Source organism: Rhizobium sp. NZLR1b (assembly GCF_019685155.1).
GTDB lineage: Bacteria > Pseudomonadota > Alphaproteobacteria > Rhizobiales > Rhizobiaceae > Rhizobium.
Map to the genome: position 1 here is coordinate 119502 of NZ_JABDWC010000019.1, position 15566 is coordinate 135067.

Below are 15566 nucleotides of genomic sequence, written 5' to 3' on the forward strand. Positions count from 1 at the left end.
TTGACGCGCTTTAGCTCTTTGTTTTTATGCATGTCGTTATCCGGGAACCGCTGCACACTTCCCGGCGACATGCATTATCGTGACGCCACCCAGTCGTGCCAATCGCTTTCGTTGCCGTTGAACACGTTGAGGTCGATCTTGCCTTCGACGCCTTCGGAGAGGCCGGAGCCGGAATATTGCCAGAAGAGCCACTTGCGGCCGGGGTAGACCTTGGAGGGGTGAGCGGCCACCGAGCGCAGCCAGAAGGGGTAGTCGAGCATCTGGCCCTTCAAATTGTCGCGGTAGAAATCCGGCGCCGTGTAGATGATCGGGCGCTGGCCGTAATAACGCTCCAGCTTGTCCATGAACACCTGCATCTTTTCCCGGACGCGGGCGGGAGAAATGCGCCGCTTGCAGCTCGATTCGCCATTCCATTCGACGTCGATGACGGGCGGAAGCGCGTTTGCTTCCCTCGGTACGTTGCGGATGAACCAGTCGGCCTGTTCGCCTGCCGTCCGGCACCAGTAGAAGAAGTGATAGGCGCCGTGTTTCAGGCCGGCTTCCTTGGCCCGGCGCCAGTTTTTCTTGAACATCGGATCGAGGTGATCGCCGCCGTCCGTCGCCTTGATGTAGACGAAGTTCGCGCCTTGCCCGCGCAACGTCTCCCAATCGATCTCGCCCTGCCAGCGCGAGACGTCGACGCCATGCACGGCAAGCTTTCTCGGCGAGGTGGAGCCGAAGTTGATCGGCTTGGCATCGCGGAAGCGGTGGCCGTAGATCTGTCCGCGTGCCGGCGATCTCCTGCCGACATCGGGATCGATTCCCGGATTGGTGGGCATGAGCATCGCGACGGGCTTTTCCGTCGGCATCGGCATGCCGACCGGCCTGTCCTGGGGCACGAGCGCCTGTGGCTCCGGAACCGGTCCGGTCCAGCTCAACGCTTCCTGCGGCGCGTTTGCCTGTGTAGTGTCGCCGACGGTGGCAGCCGGTATCGGGCCGTTCGGTTTGGTGATCGCATTCGTCGTTTCCGGCGATGGCACGTTGCCCAGCACATCTTCGGCGCCGGAACTGGCGGCGCATCCCGACAGGATCAGGGCGGCAAGGAGGATTGCTGGCAAAGCCGATGAACGCATGAGAACCTGCACGCAAAACAAAAGGTCGACGGCAACATTCCTGCTGGAGGGAAACCGCCCATTTTCAATTGCTAACAGAGACTTGCTAAGAAAGGTTAAATTTGAACCCAATGCCTCGAAACGGGCATCGCCGGGTTCGGCGCCGTATCACGTATCGAAAGCTGATCTTGAAGGCAGCCCCTCCCAACCTGTGAGAGGGGCTGGCCGAATTGCTGCTACTCCGCCGCCTCGGCATAAGTTTCGACCGGCGGGCAGGTGCAGAGCAGGTTGCGGTCGCCATAGACATTGTCGACGCGGTTGACCGGCGACCAGTATTTGTCGACGCGGAAGGCGCCGGGCGGGAAGCAGGCCTGTTCGCGCGAATAGGGGCGCTCCCATTCGCCGACGAGGTCTTCCACCGTGTGCGGAGCGTTCTTCAGCGGGTTGTTGACCTTGTCCATGCGGCCTTCCTCAATCGCGCGAGCCTCCTCGCGGATCGCCAGCATCGCCTCGCAGAAGCGGTCGAGTTCGGCCTTGGTCTCGCTTTCCGTCGGCTCGATCATCAGCGTGCCTGATACCGGCCAGCTCATGGTCGGCGCATGGAAGCCGCAGTCGATCAGCCGCTTGGCGACGTCGTCGACGGTGACACCTGCGCTGTCGACCAGAGGGCGGGTGTCGATGATGCATTCGTGCGCGACGCGGCCGGCGGCCGATTTGTAAAGCACGTCATAGGCGCCCTTCAGGCGGGCGGCGATGTAGTTGGCGTTGAGGATCGCCACCTTGGTCGCCTGCGTCAGCCCTTCGCCGCCCATCATCAGGCAGTAGCTCCAGGAGATCGGCAGGATCGAGGCCGAGCCGAAGGCGGCGGCCGAAACCGCGCCGGAACGGCCGTCGGTTTCCGGGTGCCCTGGCAGGTACGGCGCCAGGTGCGCTTTGACGCCGATCGGACCCATACCGGGGCCGCCGCCGCCATGCGGGATGCAGAAGGTCTTGTGCAGGTTGAGGTGGGAAACGTCCGAGCCGATGTCGCCGGGACGGGACAGGCCGACCATGGCGTTCATGTTGGCGCCGTCGAGATAGACCTGGCCGCCATTGGTATGCACGAGATCGCAGATTTCCTTGACGGTCTCTTCGAAGACGCCGTGCGTCGAAGGGTAGGTGATCATGCAGCAGGAGAGGTTTGCCGCATGCTCCTCAGCCTTGGCGCGGAAGTCGTCGAGATCGATGTCGCCATTCTCGCGCACTTTGATGACCACCACCTTCATACCGACCATCTGGGCCGAGGCCGGGTTGGTGCCGTGCGCCGAGGTCGGGATCAGGCAGACGTCGCGATGGCCCTCGCCGTTGGCGATATGAAAGTTGCGGATCGTCAGCAGACCGGCATATTCACCTTGCGCGCCGGAATTCGGCTGCATGGAGAAGGCGTCGTAGCCGGTGATGGCGCAGAGCTTTTCGATCAGGTCGTCGATCATCTCGCGGTAGCCGAGCGCCTGATCGGCCGGCACGAAGGGATGGATGTCGGAAAATTCCGGCCAGGTGATCGGCAGCATTTCCGCCGTCGCATTGAGCTTCATCGTGCACGAACCAAGCGGGATCATCGAGCGGTCGAGGGCCAGATCCCGGTCGGAGAGCCGGCGGATGTAACGCGTCATCTCGCTTTCGGCGCGGTTCATGTGGAAGATCGGATGGGTGAGGTAATTGCTGGTTCTGAGCAGGCCTCTCGGCAGCCGGTAGGAAGGCTCGAAATCGGCGATGGTGAAATTGCCACCGAAGGCGCGCCAGACGGCTTCGAGCGTTGCCGGCCGCGTGCGCTCGTCGAGGCTCATGCCGATCCCAGTTTCGCCGACCTTGCGCAGATTGACGCCTTCGGCAACGGCGGCGCGCAGGATGAGCCCCTGCATGTGGCCGACATCGACGGTGATAGTGTCGAAGAAGCTTTCCGGCTCGACCTTATAGCCGAGCTTTTCCAGGCCCTTGGCCATCAGCACGGCCTTCTGGTGAACCTGCTGGGCGATCGCCTTGATACCCTCGGGACCATGGAAGACCGCATACATCGAGGCCATGACGGCCAGCAGCACCTGGGCGGTGCAGATGTTCGACGTCGCCTTCTCGCGGCGGATATGCTGCTCGCGGGTCTGCAGCGACAGGCGATAGGCGCGGTTGCCGCGGGCATCGACGGAAACGCCGACGAGACGGCCGGGCATGGAGCGCTTGATGGCATCCTTGACCGACATATAGGCCGCATGCGGGCCGCCGTAGCCGACCGGGACGCCGAAGCGCTGCGAGGAGCCGACGGCGATATCGGCACCCATTTCGCCGGGCGATTTCAAGAGCGTCAGCGCCAGGATGTCGGCGGCGACGATCGATATGGCGCCGGCCTGGTGCAGGCGGGCAATCAGGCCGGTGAAATCATGGACGTGACCATGCGTGCCCGGATATTGGAAGATTGCGCCGAAGACATCGACCGGATCGAGATCGGTGAAGGGATTGCCGACAATCACCTGCCAGCCGAGCGGCTCGGCGCGGGTGCGGATCAGGGCGATGGTTTGCGGATGGCAATCGGCATCGACGAAGAAGGCCTTCGCCTTCGACTTGGCGACGCGTTCGGCAATCGCCATGCCTTCGGCGGCGGCGGTCGCCTCGTCGAGCAGCGAGGCATTGGCGACGTCGAGGCCGGTGAGGTCGCAGACCATCGTCTGGTAGTTGAGAAGCGCTTCCAGGCGGCCCTGGCTGATCTCCGGCTGGTAGGGCGTATAGGCCGTATACCAGGCGGGATTTTCCAGGATGTTGCGCTGGATGACCGGCGGCGTGATCGTGCCGTAGTATCCCTGGCCGATCAGCGACACCAGCACCTTGTTCTTGTTGGCGGTCTCGCGCAGCTTGTCGAGCGCCTCGCGCTCGGTCATCGGCGCGCCCCAGACGAGTGGCGCCTTCTGGCGGATCGAGGGCGGCAACGTCGCGTCGATCAAGCCGTCGAGGCTGTTATAGCCGATCACCTTCAGCATGTCGGTCATCTCGGCCGGCGAGGGGCCGATGTGACGGCGATTGGCAAAATCGTAGGGCTGATAATCGGTGAACTGGAATTCGGTCGGCGTCGTCATTACGCGGTGAGCTCCTTATAGGCGGCCTCGTCGAGCAAGCCGTCGGCATCCGCGGCATTTGCAAGCTTCAGCTTGAAGAACCAGCCGGCGCCCTTAGGATCGGAATTGACCAGCGACGGATCGGCAACGATGGCCGGATTGACCTCGGTGATCTCTCCGTCGAGCGGACAATAGACGTCGGAGGCAGCCTTGACGGATTCAACTGTCGCGGCATTGCCGTTCTTGGAGAAGGTCGCGCCGACTTCCGGCAGTTCGACGAAAACCAGGTCGCCGAGCTGATCGACGGCATAATTGGTGATACCAACCGTCGCAACGCCGCCTTCGATCTGCAGCCATTCGTGTTCTTCGGTAAATTTCAGCATTGTTCGTCCTCTCTGGAAAAGCTTTAGCGTTTGTAGGTCGGTGTGACGAAGGGCAGGGCGCTGACGGTGATCGGCAGATATTTGCCGCGCACCTCGGCGTAGACGAGCGTGCCGGCCGCTGCATGGGAGACCGGAACATAGCCCATGGCGACGGGACCTTCGACGCTGGGGCCGAAGCCGCCCGAGGTGACTTCGCCGATTTCGACCTTGCCCTCGGCATCGGCATAGAGCTTGGCATGGCCGCGCACCGGCGCCTTGCCTTCCGGCTTCAGGCCGACGCGGCGGCGGGCAGCGCCGTTTTCGAGTTCGGAAAGGATTCGGCCGGAGCCCGGGAAGCCGCCGGCGCGTGCGCCGCCCGTGCGCCGCGCCTTCTGCATCGCCCATTCCAGCGCTGCTTCGACCGGCGAGGTGGTGGTGTCGATATCGTTGCCATAGAGGCAGAGACCGGCTTCAAGGCGCAGAGAGTCACGGGCGCCGAGGCCGATCGCCTGGACATCGGGATGCTCGAGCAGCCGCATGGTGACATCCTCGGCCTTATCAGCCGGGATCGAGATTTCGAAACCGTCCTCGCCGCTATAGCCGGAGCGCGAGACAAGACAGGAAACATCGTGCAGGCGGCAGTGGCGCACATCCATGAATTTCATCGCTGCGACGTCGGCCCAGAGTTCGGCGAGAACCTCGACCGCACGCGGTCCCTGCAGCGCGATCAAAGCGCGGTTCAGCAGCGTGATATCGCATCGGTCGCCGATATGGGCCTGCAGATGGGCCAGATCGGCCTCCTTGCAGGACGCGTTGACGACGACGAAAAGATGGTCGTCGAGATGGGCGATCATCAGGTCGTCGAGAATGCAGCCGCTGTTGTCGGTGAAAAAGCCATAACGCTGGCGGCCTTCGGCAAGACCGAGGATATCGACCGGAACCAGGCTTTCGAGCGCCAGCGCGGCATCCTCGTAGCTGCCGGATTTCGCCTTCACGATGACTTGGCCCATGTGGGAGACATCGAAGAGGCCGACCTCGGTGCGGGTATGAAGGTGCTCCTTCATGACGCCGGCGGGATATTGCACCGGCATGTCGTAACCCGCGAACGGCACCATGCGGGCGCCGCGCGAGAGATGCAGGGCATGCAGCGGGGTTTTCTTCAGGGCAGCAGTATCGTCCAAAAGACGCCTCCGGGGTTTGCGCCTTCTCGCGAAGGCACGGGCTCAAATCTGAAGGCGCGGCTGCGCACTTCTCTCCTGAGCCCCCTCTGTCCCTTTGCCTGAGATTGTTATCCCTTCGGCGAGCGTTTCGAGAACGCTTCTCTCCAGAGTTCCGTCTGCCCCTTGCTGGTCCTTTTGCCTGAGAGTTTCCGGGGCGGTTGCTCCTTCGGCACCGGTGGCGAAAGCACCGGATTCTCCCAACAAGGTTGGCGCAATTATCCGGCGGTTGTGGCTCTTGGCAAGCGGCAAATGTCGTCACCGAGCAAATTTTTGTCGTCTTATACCGATCCGGCCTTAAACTGCAGCAAATCTGCTTTTGCATTTCGGCTGTAAACCGGCTATCGCGACTTGCTGTTGAAGGGGATCTCATGCGGCCGACCGGACTGAAAGCGACGCTGTTTTTGCGCATGCTTTGCGCATTGAGCTTCGCGTTGCTCGGTCTTGCCCATCAGCCGCCGCAGGCTGTCGCCTCCGAAGGCTATCATGCGGCGGCCTATATGCTGCCCGACGGCAGCTTCGCTTCGCTCTGCGTCACGGTGAAGGACGCAGACGGCAAGACCGCCTCCTTCAAGCCGAATTGCGAAGCCTGCCGGCTGTCGGCCACCGTGATCCTACCGGCACCGGATGCCGGCTCCTGGCTCGAACGCAAGCTCGCCTCGCTCGTCAATTCGCCGATCGAAACCGCCGCCGTTACCGGTGCACGCGCCGTCAGCCGGGCAAATTCCCGCGCGCCTCCCATCCTCGGCTGATCTGCCTTCGCACTTAATGATGCAGCATGCCGGTCCGCCTGAGAGAAATTCGCGGCCGGCGAGGAGATATCCGATGAAGATTAGCAAGACATTTGGCAAGACATTCGCGCTTGCCGCCCTTCTTTCCGCGACCGCCATCGCCGGCGCAGAAGCGCATGTGACCTTCCTCGACAGGGAAGCGACTGAGGAGACCACCATTCTCGCGACGCTGCAGCTGCCGCACGGCTGCGACGGCAAGGCCACCACGGAAGTGCGGGTCAAGCTGCCGGAAGGCTTCGTCTTCGCCAAGCCGCAGCCGAAGGCCGGCTGGGAGCTCGAGGTGATCAAGGGCGACTACCAGAAGATCTACGACAATCACGGCGACAAGGTGAAGACAGGCGCGGTCGAGATCCGCTGGAAGAACGGCAATCTCTCCGACGATTTCTACGACACCTTCGTCATCCAGGGTAAGGTTTCGGGCGTCGATGCCGGCACCTCGCTCGCCTTTCCGGTGACGCAGATGTGCGGTGACACGGTCGAGGCCTGGGATCAGGTGGCAAAGGATGGCGGCGACGCGCATGGGATGAAAAGCCCGGCACCGCTTCTGAAGGTCGTCGCCGGCGAAGACCATGGCCATGACCATGACGACATGGCCGGCATGGACATGTCCGGTATGACCGGTATGGGTGCTGCGGCACCGGCTGGAGAAACGGTCAAGGCCGGCGATCTCGAAGTCTCTGGCGGGTTCGCCAAGGCGATGCTGCCCGGCCAGCCGGTCGGCGGCGGCTTTTTCACCGTGAAGAACAACGGCCAGACGGACGACCGGCTGCTATCCGTGACATCGCCTGCGGCAGGCGAGGTTCAGATCCACGAGATGGTGACCAAGGACAACGTCATGCGGATGCGCCAGCTGAAGGACGGCATCGCCATCGCCGCTGGCCAGACGGTCAAGCTCGAGCCCGGCAACCTGCATCTGATGTTCCAGAAGGTGAAGACGCCGTTCAAGCAGGGCGATAGCGTGCCGGTGACGCTGACCTTCGAAAAGGCCGGAAAGATCGACCTGGTGCTGCAGGTGCTGTCGGTGCAGGGCAAGTAAGCGCGATCCGATGAAACAGCAAAGCCTGCGACTGTGATCCAGTCGCAGGCTTTCCTTCAAAAGGCGGTTGCCTCAGACCTCTTCGTAGGATTGCAGAGCCTGCTTGAGGCCGGCCTGCGGCTGGCGGTTGCCCTTGGCCATCAGGTCGAGCGCCACTTCCGTCGACTGGATGATGCTGGAGGGCTCCTCGGCCTGATCGGGGCTGTCGGCCTTCAATTGCCGGTCGGCGATGCGGCGTGCATCGCGCGCGGCGGTGCTGGTCGCGACACGCTGGGGAATCCTCAGCGATTCGAAGGCAATGGCAGCGGTGTTGGCCGATACGGACAGGAGCTGGGTCATGCCGTCACGGTATCGGCATGATATTGGCGCCATCATAACAAAATCATCGGCATTTGACCTGATGGTAAGAATTCATTCCGTCACGATTGGAATCTTTGCGGAGTTGCGATAAATCCGGCGGATGATCCAGGCTCTTCTCGTCGCCGTCGGCGGCGCTATCGGTTCCCTCCTCAGATATTATGTCGGCCAGTGGACGCTGAGGCTCATGGGCCCGGCCTTTCCCTGGGGCACGCTTGCGGTCAATGTCGTCGGCTGCTTCGTCATCGGCGTCTTCGCCGAGCTGATCGCGCGGAGGTTCAACGCCTCGGTGGAACTGCGGCTTTTGCTGATCACCGGCTTCCTCGGCGGCTTCACCACCTTCTCGGCCTTTTCGCTGGATGCGATCTCGCTGTTCGAGCGTGGCGAGGCGGCGGCGGGCGGTATCTACATCATGGCGAGCGTCGGGTTTTCGATGGCCGCCGTCGTGGCAGGCCTTGCCGTCATGCGCGCTTTGGCCTGATTTCTTTTCCGGTTTCCGTTTTGCTTGAAAATGCTCTAAAGGCTGCGGCAAGAACGCCGGCTTGGCCCGCGCTGCAATTTCCGAAAGATTTTTTATGGCTGGCATAGAACATATCAAGGTTGAACCCGACGAAGCAGGCATGCGGCTCGATCGCTGGTTCAAGGTGCATTTTCCCGGGCTCGGTTTCGGTCCGCTGCAGAAGCTTTTGCGCTCCGGCCAGGTGCGTGTCGACGGCGGCCGTGTCAAATCGGATGCGCGCGTGCAGCCAGGGCAGACGGTGCGGGTGCCGCCGCTGGATGTCGATGCGAAGAAGTCCGGACCGATCGCCGGCAAGGATCTCAAGCATTCGTCCGATTTCGAACTCCTGTCGCGCATGGTGCTGCATGAGGACGATAAGGTGATCGTGCTCAACAAGCCGCCCGGTATTGCGGTGCAGGGCGGCTCCGGTGTAGCCCGGCATATCGACCAGATGCTCGAAGCCTGGACCAGCCCGAAGGGCGAGAAGCCGCGGCTCGTCCACCGCCTCGACCGCGATACGTCAGGGGTTCTCGTCATCGCCCGCACCCGCGGCGCCGCACAGAAGCTGACGGCCGCCTTCCGCGAGCGTGATACCAAGAAGACCTATTGGGCGCTGGTCAAGGGCGTTCCGCGCAAGCACGAAGACAAGATCTCGACCTGGCTCGTCAAGGAGCCGACCGCCGATGGCGACCGGATGCGCATCGCCAGACACGGCGAGGACGGTGCCGACCATGCGATTTCCTTCTACCGCGTGCTGGAGACGGCGGCGCAGAACCTCGCATGGCTGGAGATGGAGCCCTATACCGGCCGAACCCACCAATTGCGCGTTCATGCCCTGCATATCGGCCATCCGATCATCGGCGATCCGAAATATTTCGACGATGATCCGAATTGGGATTTTCCGGGCGGCGTGCAGAAGAAGCTGCATCTGCATGCGCGCCGCATCGACATCCCGCACCCCTCCGGCGGCCGCCTGCGCGTCAGCGCGCCACTGCCGTCGCATATGGTGCAGACATGGAACCTGCTCGGTCTCGACCTTGCCGGTGCTGAAAGGGACAGCGAATGAAACTCGCCCTTTTCGATTGCGACGGCACGCTGGTCGACAGCGCCGGCCTGATCCATGAAACCATGCGTCGGACCTTCGAGAAATTCGGCAAGCCGGAACCGCGATTTGAGGACACCAAGGCGATTATCGGCCTGTCGCTGGATATCGCGATTGCCCGCATGCAGGGCAGGCCGCATGTCGAGCAGGACGATATCGAGATGACGGCGCATTACAAATCGCTGTTTTCGGTGGTGCGCCAGGATCTCGACTACAGGGAGCCGCTGTTTCCCGGCATCCGCGAGATGATCGACGCGATCACCGGGCGCGAGGATCTGCTGATCGGCGCAGTGACAGGGAAATCCAGGCGCGGGCTGAACCTGGTGATGGAGACGCACGGCTTCGACCGATATTTCACCGTTGCGCGCACCGCCGACGATTGCCCTTCCAAGCCGCATCCGGCCATGGTGACGGAATGCTGTGACGAAACCGGCATGAATGCCGCTGATGCCATTGTCATCGGCGATGCCATTTTCGATATGCAGATGGCAAAGGCTGCCGGCGCCAAGGCGATCGGCGTTGCCTGGGGCTATGCCAGCGTGGATGAGCTGATCGCCAACGGCGCCGATGCGATCGCCTATCATCCAAACGAGATACTAAGCCATTTTTCCTGAGGTAAGCCTATGCGCGATCTGCTGAACGATCTTTCCGAAGGCCTGAGCCATCCCGATCCGATCCGCCGGGCGCAGATCCAGATGAAGAAGCCGCTGCCGAAGCGTTTCTATACCGACGTCTCGGTTGCCGAATACGAGGGCGGTTTTGCGATCACGCTCGACGGCAAGATGGTGCGCACGCCGGCACGGCTGGTTCTTGCGGTTCCGACCGAGGCGCTGGCGCAGCTTGTCGCCGCCGAATGGCAGGCGCAGGGCGAAGAGATCGATCCCATGACGATGCCCATGACGCGGCTCGTCAACACCGCGCTCGACGGCATTACCGGCAACACGCAGGCGATCCTTGAAGATATCCTGCGCTTTTCCTCGAGCGACCTTATCTGCTATCGCGCCGATGGGCCGGAACTGCTGGTCGAACGCCAGGCCGAGCGCTGGGACCCGATGGTCGACTGGGCTGCAAACGATCTCGGCGCCCGTTTCATCCTCGTCGAAGGCGTGATGCCGCGTGAGCAGCCGCGCGAGGCGACCGCCGCCTTCGCCGTCACGCTCGCCAGATATGACAACCCGATCGCGCTCGCAGCACTGCACACAGTCACCACGCTCACCGGTTCGGCGATCCTGGCTCTCGCCTTCGCCTGTGGCCGGGTGACGATGGAGGAAGCCTGGTCGCTTGCCCATCTCGACGAGGACTGGACGATCGAGCATTGGGGCAGCGACGAAGAAGCCGAGGAGCGGCGGGCCAAGCGCTTTGCCGACTTCAAGGCGGCGACGGATGTTTTTTTCGCCCTAAGCGCCTGAAACATATTGCCTTCCCCGCCATTATGACGAAATCTGCGACTCCAACGGGGTCGTGCGGGATTTTGCGATGAATTGGCTGAGGTCGTGTTTTTGCCGGGCCGCACTCGTCTGTGTCGCGCTTGCAGCCTGCGGCAGCCTCTCGGCGAAAAAGCCGGAGGCACCGGTCTATGATGTGCGCAGCGCCGTCGTTGTCTCCGGGCCGAACATGCCGGCCGAGCTGCTTGGCGGCATCAACGACCGCGTCAATGCCGCGATCAACGCCACGGTGCGTGACACCGTGCTGCCGCGGGTGGTGCTGACGATCCGCGTCGTGTCGATCGAGAAGGGCCTCGGCTTCCAGAAGGACCGCAACGTCGCCAAGATCAGCATCGACGCAGCTTCCGTCGAGGACGGCTCGGTCATCGCGGTCAGCGCCTTCGACGTGACCAGCATCGCCGCCGACCCCAAGCTTGCCGACGAGATCTTGGCCGAGGACGTCGCAGCCAGGATACGCTCGGTTTTCTCACTCAGCGGGCGAAGCCACTAGCACAAGCGGCGAGGGAGATCGCATGAAGGAAATTCTCGAAGAACTGGAACGGCGCCGCGGCGTCGCCCGCCTCGGCGGCGGTGAGACGCGCATCCTCGCCCAGCACAAGCGTGGCAAGTTGACGGCGCGCGAGCGTATCGACCTCTTCCTCGATGAAGGCTCCTTCGAGGAATTCGACATGTTCGTCGAACATCGCTCCACCGATTTCGGCATGGACAAGAGCCGTGTTGCCGGCGACGGGGTCGTCACCGGCTGGGGCACGGTCAATGGCCGCACGGTGTTCGTCTTCGCCAAGGACTTCACCGTCTTCGGCGGCTCGCTTTCGGAAGCGCATGCCGAGAAGATCATGAAGGTGCAGGACATGGCGCTGAAGAACCGCGCGCCGATCGTCGGCATCTATGATGCCGGCGGCGCCCGCATCCAGGAGGGCGTGGCCGCACTTGGCGGTTACGCCGAAGTGTTCCAGCGCAATGTGCTCGCTTCCGGCGTCATCCCGCAGATCTCCGTCATCATGGGTCCCTGTGCCGGTGGCGACGTCTATTCGCCGGCGATGACCGATTTCATCTTCATGGTGCGTGATACCTCCTACATGTTCGTCACCGGCCCCGATGTGGTGAAAACCGTCACCAACGAGACGGTGACGGCGGAACAACTCGGCGGCGCCGTGGTCCACACTGTGCGCTCTTCGATTGCCGATGGCGCCTATGAGAATGATGTCGAAACGCTGCTGCAGGTGCGCCGGCTGATCGATTTCCTGCCGCTTTCGAACACCGCGCCACTGCCTGAAATCGAATGTTACCAGTCGGTGACAGAGGTCGATATGTCGCTCGATACGCTGGTGCCGGCCAGCGCCAACAAGCCCTATGACATCAAGGAACTGATCCGGAAGGTGGCGGACGAGGGGGATTTCTTCGAGATCCAGGCGAAATTCGCCGGGAATATCGTCTGTGGCTTCGGCCGCGTCGAAGGCTCCACCGTCGGTTTTGTCGCCAACCAGCCGATGGTGCTGGCCGGCGTGCTCGACAGCGACGCGTCGCGCAAGGCGGCGCGCTTCGTTCGCTTCTGCGACTGCTTCAACATTCCGATCGTCACCTTCGTCGACGTGCCGGGTTTCCTGCCGGGGACGGCGCAGGAGTATGGCGGCCTCATCAAGCACGGCGCCAAGCTGCTATTCGCCTATGCGGAGGCGACGGTGCCGAAGCTGACGGTCATCACCCGCAAAGCCTTCGGCGGCGCCTATGACGTGATGGCGTCGAAGCATCTGCGCGGAGATCTCAACTACGCCTGGCCAACAGCGCAGATCGCGGTGATGGGTGCCAAGGGCGCGGTCGAGATCATCTTCCGGAAGGATATCGCCGATCCCGAGAAGATCGCCGCCCACACGAAAATGTACGAGGACCGGTTCCTTTCACCCTTCGTCGCCGCCGAGCGCGGCTATGTCGACGAGGTAATCATGCCGCATTCGACCCGGCGGCGGCTGGCGCGCGGCCTGAAGATGCTGCGCAACAAGGATCTCACCAATCCCTGGAAGAAACACGACAACATCCCGCTTTGAGATTTGGCCGATGAATATATTCGTCCGGTCAGGTGTTTAGCTGCTGTCGAAAATGTGAACGGTTGTCAGCGATCCGTGTGTTCAATCCTTGCCGACGACAGGCTAACGCTCGGCGGTATTCTTTTAATGGAGAGATTTTATGTCAACTTTCGAGCGTCTTTCTGCCTACCGCCCCTATGGGCTGGCCGCTCTCAGGATCATCACCGCACTGCTGTTCATCGAACATGGCACGATGAAGCTTTTCGGCTTCCCGGCCTCGCAGATGTCGGGCTCGCTGCCGCCGCTGATGCTTTTCGCCGCCTTTCTTGAGCTTGTCGGCGGCATCCTCATTCTCGTCGGCCTGCTGACGCGTCCCGTCGCCTTACTGCTCGCCGGCGAAATGGCGGTCGCCTATTTCATGGCGCATGCTCCGAACAGCTTCTTCCCAGCCGTCAATCAGGGCGACGCCGCGATCCTGTTCTGCTTCGTCTTCCTCTACATGTTCTTCTCCGGTCCCGGCGCATTTTCCGTCGATAACCGCAAGGCAGCCTGAGCCGACATAGATTGCGGGGCGTTACGATGCCCCGCAGCGTTTTGGTGATCAAGCGGTGAGCTTGAGACCGGCGATGCCGCCGACGATCAGCACGATGCAGGCAAGACGGGAGACACTTGCCTCATCGCCAAGCAGCCAGATGCCGAGGAGCACGGTGCCGACCGTGCCGATGCCGGTCCAGACCGCATAAGCGGTGCCGATCGGCAGGTGCTTCACCGCCAGGCCGAGCAGCACGATGCTGACCACCATGGATATGACGGTCAGCGCCGTCGGCAGCGGCCGTGTGAAACCATCGGTATATTTAAGGCCGATCGCCCAGCCACATTCGAAAAGACCGGCGAGAAAAAGCAGAAACCAGGCCATACGACTCTCCTTGTTCAAGAGCGAGGCCGTCCCCGCGACGGTTGCATCCTCAGGATGCCGCAGTCGTCTGCGATAACCCCTATATGCGTAAGGGAACGGCTCCGTTCAAGGTAGGAATCCGCATGGCCGCTATGCCACCCGTTTCATGCCGGTCGGGATCAGGGCTGCCCACCAGCCTCCGCGGAAAAACTCTTGGCGCGGCGGCAGAGGCGGTCGAAGGTTTCGAGGAAGCGCGAGCGGTCCTTCGGGCTGAAGGCGGCGTTGTAGCCCTTGCTTTCACCGGTTTCACGCAGATGCGCGCTGAGATCGCGCATGGCGCTCGCCATGCCGATATTGGTCTCGTCGAAGACGCGCCCGGTCGGGCCGCTGACGAAGGCGCCGGTGGCGACACAGCGCACGGCGAGCGGTACATCGGCGGTGACGACGACATCACCGGGGCCGGCGCGCTCGGCAATCCAGTTGTCGGCAGCGTCGAAGGCGTTGGAGACGATGACGTTGTGGATCATCGGATCGCGCGATGGGCGTAGGCCGGAATTGGCGACGAAGGTGACTTCGAGGCCGTGGCGTTCGGCGACCTTCAGCACTTCCGGCTTCACCGGGCAGGCATCGGCATCGACATAAATCATGACAATATCCTTGCCGGCTGGATGGCCAGCTGGCGGACCATATCGATATGGGGAATGCCGTCTTCCAGATATTCCTCCGATGCCACGATGAAGCCGAAGGATTCGTAGAAGCGGCGCAAATGGGCCTGCGCCGACAAGGCAATGTGGTGTGCCGGATAAAGCCGCTCGCAAGCGGAGATCGCTTCGCGCATCAATGCATCGCCGAGGCGCTTGCCGCGATGGGTGGGCGAGACGACGACGCGGCCGATTTTTGACGGATCATGCGGCTCGTGCGGTGTCAGAATCCGCGCCGAAGCCAGGAGTTCGCCGCTCTCCATCAGCCTTAGATGCAAGGCATCGATATCCTTGCCGTCGAGTTCCGGATAGGCACAGTTCTGCTCGACGACGAAGACATCGACGCGCATTTTCAAGAGGTCGTAGAGCTCCCGCGCGAGGAGCTCATCGAAGGTCTTGATGTCGGCCATGCAGGTCGTCGAAGCCATCAGTAAACCACCACGCCGCGGATGCTCTTGCCGGAATGCATCAGTTCGAAGCCTTTGTTGATGTCGTCGAGCGGCATCGTGTGGGTGATCATCGGGTCGATCTGGATCTTGCCCTGCATGTACCAGTCGACGATCTTCGGCACGTCGGTGCGCCCGCGCGCGCCGCCGAAGGCGGTGCCCATCCAGTTGCGGCCGGTGACCAGCTGGAACGGGCGGGTAGAGATCTCCTGGCCGGCGCCGGCAACGCCGATGATGATCGATTTGCCCCAGCCGCGATGGCTGGCTTCGAGCGCCTGGCGCATCACCTTGGTGTTGCCGGTGCAGTCGAACGTATAGTCGGCGCCGCCGATCAGGTCGCCATTGCGCTTCGTCAGGTTGACCAGATAGGGCACGATGTCGTCGCCGACCTCTTTCGGATTGACGAAATGCGTCATGCCGAACTTCTCGCCCCATTCCTTGCGGTCATTGTTGATGTCGACGCCGATGATCATGTCGGCACCGGCAAGCCGCAGGCCCTGCAGCACGTTGAGGCCGATGC

18 protein-coding genes and 2 riboswitches are annotated in these 15566 nt (G+C 62.2%); of the genes, 9 read left to right on the plus strand and 9 right to left on the minus strand.

The window, feature by feature from the left end; genetic code table 11:
- Positions 1 to 74 precede the first annotated feature (74 nt).
- The 4 genes from HJB84_RS24055 to gcvT form a co-directional block, all read right to left on the minus strand.
- On the minus strand, positions 75 to 1112 hold the full coding sequence (locus HJB84_RS24055) for a GH25 family lysozyme (protein WP_207580592.1): 1038 nt from the start codon (positions 1110 to 1112) through the stop codon (positions 75 to 77).
- A 215-nt stretch (positions 1113 to 1327) separates the two neighbouring features.
- Complete coding sequence (gene gcvP / locus HJB84_RS24060; protein WP_221117109.1) at positions 1328 to 4192, minus strand: aminomethyl-transferring glycine dehydrogenase; 2865 nt, start codon at positions 4190 to 4192, stop codon at positions 1328 to 1330.
- Entirely contained in the window at positions 4192 to 4554 is a 363-nt protein-coding gene (gcvH, locus tag HJB84_RS24065; RefSeq protein WP_221117110.1) for a glycine cleavage system protein GcvH, read from the minus strand. Before gcvH ends, gcvP begins: the two co-directional genes overlap by 1 nt.
- Before the next feature lie 23 nt (positions 4555 to 4577).
- Positions 4578 to 5714, minus strand: coding sequence for a glycine cleavage system aminomethyltransferase GcvT (gcvT, locus tag HJB84_RS24070; RefSeq protein ID WP_207580589.1), 1137 nt, complete (start codon positions 5712 to 5714; stop codon positions 4578 to 4580).
- 76 nt (positions 5715 to 5790) lie between these two features.
- A riboswitch (glycine riboswitch) is annotated at positions 5791 to 5871 on the minus strand.
- A 3-nt stretch (positions 5872 to 5874) separates the two neighbouring features.
- Positions 5875 to 5963: riboswitch (glycine riboswitch) on the minus strand.
- 158 nt (positions 5964 to 6121) lie between these two features.
- Between gcvT and HJB84_RS24075 the strand changes: the two genes are divergently transcribed.
- Together HJB84_RS24075 and HJB84_RS24080 are read left to right on the plus strand one after the other, a co-directional pair.
- Positions 6122 to 6502: a hypothetical protein gene (locus HJB84_RS24075; RefSeq protein WP_207580588.1), complete on the plus strand. Its 381-nt coding sequence runs from the start codon at positions 6122 to 6124 to the stop codon at positions 6500 to 6502.
- A gap of 73 nt (positions 6503 to 6575) precedes the next feature.
- Positions 6576 to 7577, plus strand: a complete 1002-nt coding sequence (locus tag HJB84_RS24080) for a copper chaperone PCu(A)C (protein ID WP_207580587.1) — start codon at positions 6576 to 6578, stop codon at positions 7575 to 7577.
- A 72-nt stretch (positions 7578 to 7649) separates the two neighbouring features.
- Here the strand turns inward: HJB84_RS24080 and HJB84_RS24085 are convergent, their stop codons facing one another.
- The gene (locus HJB84_RS24085) at positions 7650 to 7916 is read right to left on the minus strand and encodes a hypothetical protein (protein ID WP_207580586.1); all 267 of its coding nucleotides are present in this window, start codon (positions 7914 to 7916) and stop codon (positions 7650 to 7652) included.
- Positions 7917 to 8037: 121 nt separating this feature from the next.
- Here HJB84_RS24085 and crcB point away from each other — a divergent pair, with 121 nt between their 5' ends.
- From crcB to HJB84_RS24120, 7 genes are all read left to right on the plus strand, one after another.
- On the plus strand, positions 8038 to 8415 hold the full coding sequence (gene crcB, locus HJB84_RS24090; RefSeq protein ID WP_221117111.1) for a fluoride efflux transporter CrcB: 378 nt from the start codon (positions 8038 to 8040) through the stop codon (positions 8413 to 8415).
- Between the two features lie 94 nt (positions 8416 to 8509).
- On the plus strand, positions 8510 to 9499 hold the full coding sequence (locus HJB84_RS24095; protein WP_207580584.1) for an RluA family pseudouridine synthase: 990 nt from the start codon (positions 8510 to 8512) through the stop codon (positions 9497 to 9499).
- The gene (locus tag HJB84_RS24100; RefSeq protein ID WP_207580583.1) at positions 9496 to 10149 is read left to right on the plus strand and encodes an HAD-IA family hydrolase; all 654 of its coding nucleotides are present in this window, start codon (positions 9496 to 9498) and stop codon (positions 10147 to 10149) included. Before HJB84_RS24095 ends, HJB84_RS24100 begins: the two co-directional genes overlap by 4 nt.
- A gap of 9 nt (positions 10150 to 10158) precedes the next feature.
- On the plus strand, positions 10159 to 10944 hold the full coding sequence (locus tag HJB84_RS24105) for an ATP12 family chaperone protein (RefSeq protein WP_207580582.1): 786 nt from the start codon (positions 10159 to 10161) through the stop codon (positions 10942 to 10944).
- Positions 10945 to 11011: 67 nt separating this feature from the next.
- Positions 11012 to 11470 carry a hypothetical protein gene (locus tag HJB84_RS24110; RefSeq protein WP_207580581.1) on the plus strand — a complete coding sequence of 153 codons (459 nt, stop codon included), beginning with the start codon at positions 11012 to 11014 and terminating at the stop codon, positions 11468 to 11470.
- Between the two features lie 22 nt (positions 11471 to 11492).
- A complete protein-coding gene (locus HJB84_RS24115; RefSeq protein ID WP_207580580.1) occupies positions 11493 to 13025 on the plus strand; it encodes an acyl-CoA carboxylase subunit beta in 1533 nt (510 codons plus the stop codon).
- Between the two features lie 139 nt (positions 13026 to 13164).
- Positions 13165 to 13557 carry a DoxX family protein gene (locus HJB84_RS24120; RefSeq protein WP_207580579.1) on the plus strand — a complete coding sequence of 131 codons (393 nt, stop codon included), beginning with the start codon at positions 13165 to 13167 and terminating at the stop codon, positions 13555 to 13557.
- Positions 13558 to 13605: 48 nt separating this feature from the next.
- On the opposite strand, the gene sugE is transcribed toward HJB84_RS24120, so the two are convergent.
- The 4 genes from sugE to HJB84_RS24140 all read right to left on the minus strand — a co-directional run.
- A complete protein-coding gene (gene sugE, locus HJB84_RS24125; protein ID WP_007629198.1) occupies positions 13606 to 13920 on the minus strand; it encodes a quaternary ammonium compound efflux SMR transporter SugE in 315 nt (104 codons plus the stop codon).
- 158 nt (positions 13921 to 14078) lie between these two features.
- Entirely contained in the window at positions 14079 to 14546 is a 468-nt protein-coding gene (locus HJB84_RS24130) for a YaiI/YqxD family protein (RefSeq protein ID WP_221117112.1), read from the minus strand.
- The gene (locus HJB84_RS24135) at positions 14543 to 15028 is read right to left on the minus strand and encodes a GNAT family N-acetyltransferase (RefSeq protein ID WP_207580577.1); all 486 of its coding nucleotides are present in this window, start codon (positions 15026 to 15028) and stop codon (positions 14543 to 14545) included. The genes HJB84_RS24130 and HJB84_RS24135 overlap by 4 nt, the downstream gene beginning before the upstream one ends.
- Positions 15028 to 15566, minus strand: a 539-nt coding sequence (locus HJB84_RS24140) for a zinc-binding dehydrogenase (protein ID WP_221117113.1), incomplete at its 5' end; no start/stop codon positions are given. The genes HJB84_RS24135 and HJB84_RS24140, both read right to left, overlap by 1 nt.